Source organism: Bacillus sp. 2205SS5-2 (genome assembly GCF_037024155.1).
GTDB lineage: Bacteria > Bacillota > Bacilli > Bacillales > Bacillaceae_K > Bacillus_CI.
The window spans coordinates 33,167-39,166 of sequence record NZ_JAYKTS010000036.1; the positions used below are offsets into that span (position 1 = coordinate 33,167).

Sequence of the window (6,000 nt, forward strand, 5' to 3'; positions counted from 1 at the left end):
AATATTTATTAAAACACTATTGATTTGATGGCTTGTCTATTTTTAGTAGGCAAACGCCTTATTATCTGAATTATTTGTAAATAATTCAGATTCTCTGCATAGTATAGAGTAATTAGATACTAAGTCATTCGAATAGAGTAAATTATTAGACACTCGAAATAGTTTATGCAGACATGAAAATAGTGTGAATGTATAAAGGAGGGGAATGTGTTGAGTAATTCGGATAATCATCAGTTTGTGATTTCTCAGGAAGACTGGTCCCTCCACCGAAAAGGCCACGATGATCAAACACGACACCAAGAAAAAGTACAAGAGGCGATCAAGAATAATCTTCCTGAGTTAATTACCGAAGAAAGCATTGTCATGTCAAACGGGAAAGATGTCGTGAAGATACCGATTCGTTCGCTGGATGAATATAAAATACGTTATAGTCATGATAAAAATAAGCATATTGGCCAAGGGGATGGGGAAAGTCAAGTAGGAGATGTTGTGGCACGGGATGGATCAGAGTCACAAAAAGGTCCAGGAAAAGGTCAAGGAGCTGGCGATCAGGCTGGAGAGGATTATTATGAAGCTGAAGTATCCATGCTTGAGCTTGAAGATGTGTTGTTTAGTCAGTTAGAGCTTCCAAATTTAAAGAAAAAAGAACAAGATGTTATCACAGTCGAGCACATAGAGTTCAATGATATACGAAAAACAGGTCTTATGGGGAATATAGATAAGAAGAAAACGATGAAATCAGCCTTTAAACGAAATGCTTTGACAGGTAAACCTGGCTTTCATCCAATTCGTCAAGAGGATTTAAAATTCCGTACTTGGAATGAAGTGTTAAAACCTGAATCAAAAGCAGTTGTACTTGCTATGATGGATACTAGTGGCTCAATGGGCGTATGGGAGAAATATATGGCTAGAAGCTTTTTCTTCTGGATGACAAGGTTCCTCCGTACAAAGTATGAAACTGTAGAAATTGAATTTATTGCCCATCATACGGAAGCAAAAGTTGTATCCGAAGAAGATTTCTTTTCTAAGGGTGAAAGTGGTGGAACGATCTGTTCTTCGGCTTATCGAAAGGCGTTAGAAATTATCGACACAAACTATTCACCTGATCGATATAACATCTATCCTTTTCATTTCTCTGATGGGGATAACTTAACCTCTGATAATGCAAGATGCCTAAAATATGTTGAAGAACTAATGAAAGTGTCAAGTATTTTTGGATACGGTGAGGTAAATCAATACAATCGTCACAGCACATTAATGTCGGCTTATAAAAACATCGATGATGAGCTATTTCGCTACTTTATTTTAAAGAAAAAGGCAGACGTATTTCATGCAATGAAGAGTTTCTTTAAACAAGAGGAAGAGAACCAGTTGTATGCATGAAAAAAACCAGCCGAAGAGGCTGGTTTTTTTATGAGGCTGTTTTCGCAAAAGTTATTGATTTTCGAACCAGTCCATAAACGGTGATATAACTTTGCTTCGGGGCATCATTCCTCTGTTATTGCCGAATATAAATAACAAAATGATGGATTAAATCTAAAATTTGCTGAAATAGCAACAATATATAGGAGCATAGCCTGATAAGAAGAACATACATCAAGCATTAGGTTGGATTTGATAAGTCTTGTGTATCTATTTAAACGCAATCTCTAAAGCCAGTAATTTTATCGATTTAATAGGGAGACTGCATTCGTATAAGTATTAAAATATTGAAATAGGATGACTTTGGGTCATCTATGCGTATCATTTTGAACTTTTTCTAAAAAATAACATCCTAATAGGAAAAAAAGAACATATGTAGAATTTACATAGAGAGGTTATTAAGAATGTAGGAGGAATAAAAACGATAATGATTTGGATTATTAGTATATTCATTTTTCTTTCAGCAAGTTCATATTTAATTGCATACCATTTGAGAAACTCTTTTTGGGTGTATACGTTTAAACCTGGTACTATTCTGCTGATGATCCTTATGGTCAGCTTTGGTACAGAAGAGTTAACTCATGAGAGTACCTGGATAATCATTGGGTTGATTTTCTCTTTGAGCGGTGATATTTTTCTCATGATTCCAAAGAATAAATTCTTGGAAGGATTGGTTTCTTTTCTCATAGCTCATCTTTGTTACATTATCGCATTTACTCAAGGATTAACTAATCTCTCATTTGAATGGAATGTAGGAATTCCGTTTTTTGCAGTAGGCATACTCTATTATGCTTACTTGTTAAAGAGCCTTAAGCAGGAGAAAAACATTGTTCTACAAGTAGGGGTTTTTGTCTACATTGTTGTGATTTGTTTTATGGGAGTTTATTCCTTTTCAACGGGAAGCCAATTAGCGATTATTGGCTCAATAATCTTTCTGCTCTCTGATGCAATATTGGCATTGAACAAGTTCGCTAAGCCTTTCCAAACGGCTCAATACTATGTGATGATTACTTATTATGCTGCACAATATTTAATTTCCCTCAGCGTGTTAGCATAGTGAATTAATTTTCCTGTTCTGTTGATAGATGAGGCTTGATTGATTTAGACTGAGTTAAATTGACTTCTTTTGGTAATGTTTTGGGTGCGCTAGGTAGATTTCGATTATGAGTAAGGGACTCATCTGAAGAAAAGATTTTAATGATTAGCTGTCCCCCATATACTTGAGCACGTATGAGAAGAGGATGTTGGTGTGGATTCTTAAATACAAAGTCAGGTCCATACCAGCTGACGGTCGCATCCCGCTTAGGTGGGACGTAAGGTACACGTCGTGTATGAGAATAGCGCTCAACAATGTGAACCCCTGCATTATCTACTGAATTAAATAAGGTTGAAGACACTTGACATATTCCTCCTCCAATACCTTCAGATAACTCACCTCTCACGATAACAGGAGCAGGAAGATAGCCTTTTTTAGCTGTGCGCTTTCCTACCACTTTATTAAAAGAAAATATTTCTCCGGGAAAAATCACCGCATTGTCAATAGCCTCTGTAGCTAAACGAATATTATGAGAACGTTGAGAGTTATAGCTATTAAAGTAAGTACTATATGAACCAATGCACTTAGCGCGGATGCGATCAAGTAGCTCGCTATCTACCTTAGGATATAGTTCCTTTACTGGCACTTCTACTGTGTTGGTCATTTTGTTATAGAAATATTGGTGAAAAAGTTCTCTGAATTTTTTTCGATCCAGTGTTTGTCCCGTTATTTCACTAACGATTTCGTTGTTTTTTCCTATATAGGCATTGGTGGGTTTCTCTTCTACTTTTTCTTCGATAGCAGCTAGAAAATCGGTGTATTTTTGTTCATCAACCATTAAGTCACCAAAAATAGGATGGTTAAAAAAAGCAGGATTTATTCTGTCTAACGTTTTTCCATTGCTGTGTAGAATTAGTTCTGGGGTGCTACTATTTGGGATACTTATGCATAACAGAAAGGTGAGCAATATTTTCATGAAGATTCACCACCATCAATTTGATACAGCTTGTAATAAAATCATTCATCGTAAGAACTGTTCTCTGTTATTGTGAAATAAATGGACCTATTCAATAGCTTGAAATAAAAGGTAATTATTAAGTGGAACATGAAGTGGGTTAGTATTTTGTCGTACCAAGTGCAGAAATTACCGAACCAATTGCTTGAATCCAACTCCCCACCACATTTAATTTCGTTGCTTCTTGTCCCTTTAGTTCAAGTGTCCCAGAAATGGCTTGTAGTGAATTACCGATGACTTGGAGTAGGTTTCCGTATAGACTATAAGCTAATTCAATAGATGGATCTTTATTGAATACATCCCCTAAAGCGGTGCCACCTCCAAGAGCTTGTAACAAATTCCCTTGGATGTCTAACAATTGTTTCTTTACTTCATTAAATTCAATGATGATTCCAGAAATAACCACTAAATTCCCGATTGACTGGATTTGATTACCAAACTTATTAAGAGTGAATTTTTCCTCTGCATCGGCTGCAAGTGCATTTCCAGAGGCTTGTAGTTCATTTCCCCATAGATTAAGTGCCAATAGTTTTTCTTCTGATATGTTTTCAAATGGTGTACTACCAATTGCGGAGAGAACCGTTCCAATCGCTTGCACCCAGGCAGCAAAAATATCCTTAGTTCGATTATCCATAAAAACCTCCCTCTTTATCTGAATGTTAATAGTATATGGAAGGAAAGGCTTGTTGACATAGCACTTGGACCAAAAAAGGGCATAATTTTTAGTACAACATCCTTTGAAAATGCAGTTATCGCAGATTTTGTGCTTTTCGAATCAGTTAATAAACAGTGATAATGCTTTTTTCGGCGCATTTTTTCGTCTATTTTTGAGGGATAATCAACAGCAAAATGGAGGATTCAATCTAGAATTAGACAAAGGAGATACATTGGCTACGAAAAGAACCTAATATATATATGTGTTTGTAAAAAAATGATTTTCGCATCAGTATACACACCGTGAAAAAGATAGGTTATGGGCTTCTTTTGATATTGGTTTCTCAAGAAACTATAAGAAGAAATGTGCCGATCTTAGTCATTAGAAGTAAATATATCCTGCTACTAAAAGCCTCTTACAAAAAAACATTCGAAGGGAAATTGATTTTTCATAGGGATATCATGCCACGAACGAAAAACAGCCTATTTAGCTGTTTTTTTGGAAAATAAGGAGATAATATTCGGTGTTTATTAAAGGAATTGTAATCAGAATACTTCGATAGAGGCTTTTAGAGCCTTCTGTTGCGAGAAGTAAAGCTACTGTGATTTTATATTTTCACTTTCATCATAGGAGATAAGATTTGAGTTACAGTGGCTTGCTGCATATTGGCATTGGAGTGGTAAATATCTGATATAGATTGATAGGCATTTTGGACATTTTCCCCATCAATGACAAGAGTCATTTCTTTAGGTGATAACATAAGTAAGAAGGAAACGAGCTTAGGAAGTGATTTTATTAAAAGTAATCTTTGGTTGTTTTTTAGATAAATGTTTCCGTTATAGTGTTTAGTGAATTGATAGAATTGAACAATTTTATTCATCGTAAGTGGCTGAGTAAAATTCAAATTTACAGATAGCATTTCTTTCATTTTTTATTCCACCTTTACTATTTAGTAGTAGTCCATATATAACCTTTCACGTGGGAAATGAAACCATTCATAAGGATTTTTCATTTTTTTTCTTTATTACACTCTAATGTCACTCTAGGAAAAGTGCAATAAGACTACCTTCTCAAGATTATTGTCCTAACCCCAAAATAACACTGTTTTCTAAAAGCGTTTATTATTAGGCTCTTTTCGTATACTATGTTGCTATTGGCACAAAGAAAAAACAGGCAATAAGGTTTTTTCGACTGATTTCTTACTTTTTATCTAGAAATGGAGAAGTTTTCATGAGGAAAAGAGCTCGGAGTCATACAAATCGTGGGATATATTCCTATTCGAAAAGCCACAATCTTTGCGAAAACAGCCTATTATTAAGAAGAAATTATTTCTAACCATTTCAATGAGGCAAAGCACCCTATTTCCTTGGAAAATGAAGTGGGTAGATTGAGACTAAATGGTTATGATGAGCAATCAGCATTAAAGGCAGTTGAGAATAGGTCGCGGGAGGTTATATTTGATCAAATTTGTTTTTCGAATCAAGATGCATGGTTAACGATGAACACATTGAAAAGCAAAGTGTCATAATACATTTTTACTTCAACTATTTCCGTTCATGATTAAGGAACTATGAGGATTGAAGAAGAATTTGGTCTGTATAGGTATAAAATTCAATCAGGGAAAAATAACAGTATCGATTTTGTTCGAAAATAGACGGGAAAATGACCCGAATCCATTTATTTCAATATATACTACTGAGAAGAAAGCGCTACGATAAGTAACCTATAATACCAGGCGTGTTGATTATCCATTTTCAGGCAAACTAATCCCGTAGAAAATCCGGGCGTTTTTTAAAACTACACTCATTTCGGATAACCAATCAATTGGGAGATCATTTATTAAAAGAAGTCTTGTAAATGAGATAAATGATA

General features: G+C 35.1%; 5 protein-coding genes. 2 read left to right on the top strand and 3 right to left on the bottom strand.

Annotated elements, in window-relative coordinates:
- The first annotated feature begins 210 nt into the window (after nucleotides 1-210).
- Together yhbH and U8D43_RS18295 are read left to right on the top strand one after the other, a co-directional pair.
- Nucleotides 211-1,383: a sporulation protein YhbH gene (gene yhbH / locus U8D43_RS18290; RefSeq protein WP_335872606.1), complete on the top strand. Its 1,173-nt coding sequence runs from the start codon at nucleotides 211-213 to the stop codon at nucleotides 1,381-1,383.
- A gap of 466 nt (nucleotides 1,384-1,849) precedes the next feature.
- Nucleotides 1,850-2,479: a lysoplasmalogenase gene (locus U8D43_RS18295; RefSeq protein ID WP_335872607.1), complete on the top strand. Its 630-nt coding sequence runs from the start codon at nucleotides 1,850-1,852 to the stop codon at nucleotides 2,477-2,479.
- A gap of 4 nt (nucleotides 2,480-2,483) precedes the next feature.
- On the opposite strand, the gene U8D43_RS18300 is transcribed toward U8D43_RS18295, so the two are convergent.
- From U8D43_RS18300 to U8D43_RS18310, 3 genes are all read right to left on the bottom strand, one after another.
- Nucleotides 2,484-3,434, bottom strand: coding sequence for a VanW family protein (locus tag U8D43_RS18300; protein ID WP_335872608.1), 951 nt, complete (start codon nucleotides 3,432-3,434; stop codon nucleotides 2,484-2,486).
- Nucleotides 3,435-3,573: 139 nt separating this feature from the next.
- Entirely contained in the window at nucleotides 3,574-4,107 is a 534-nt protein-coding gene (locus U8D43_RS18305; RefSeq protein WP_335872609.1) for a DUF6944 family repetitive protein, read from the bottom strand.
- 628 nt (nucleotides 4,108-4,735) lie between these two features.
- Nucleotides 4,736-5,056 (bottom strand): hypothetical protein, encoded by a 321-nt coding sequence (locus U8D43_RS18310; RefSeq protein WP_335872610.1) that lies wholly within the window; start codon nucleotides 5,054-5,056, stop codon nucleotides 4,736-4,738.
- Nucleotides 5,057-6,000 lie beyond the last annotated feature (944 nt).

Excerpts from the sequence above, each read along its gene's own strand:
- U8D43_RS18295 (WP_335872607.1), top strand. The coding sequence starts at position 1,850 with ATGATTTGGATTATTAGTATATTCATTTTTCTTTCAGCAAGTTCATAT.
- U8D43_RS18300 (WP_335872608.1), bottom strand. The coding sequence starts at position 3,434 with ATGAAAATATTGCTCACCTTTCTGTTATGCATAAGTATCCCAAATAGT.
- U8D43_RS18305 (WP_335872609.1), bottom strand. The coding sequence starts at position 4,107 with ATGGATAATCGAACTAAGGATATTTTTGCTGCCTGGGTGCAAGCGATT.
- U8D43_RS18310 (WP_335872610.1), bottom strand. The coding sequence starts at position 5,056 with ATGAAAGAAATGCTATCTGTAAATTTGAATTTTACTCAGCCACTTACG.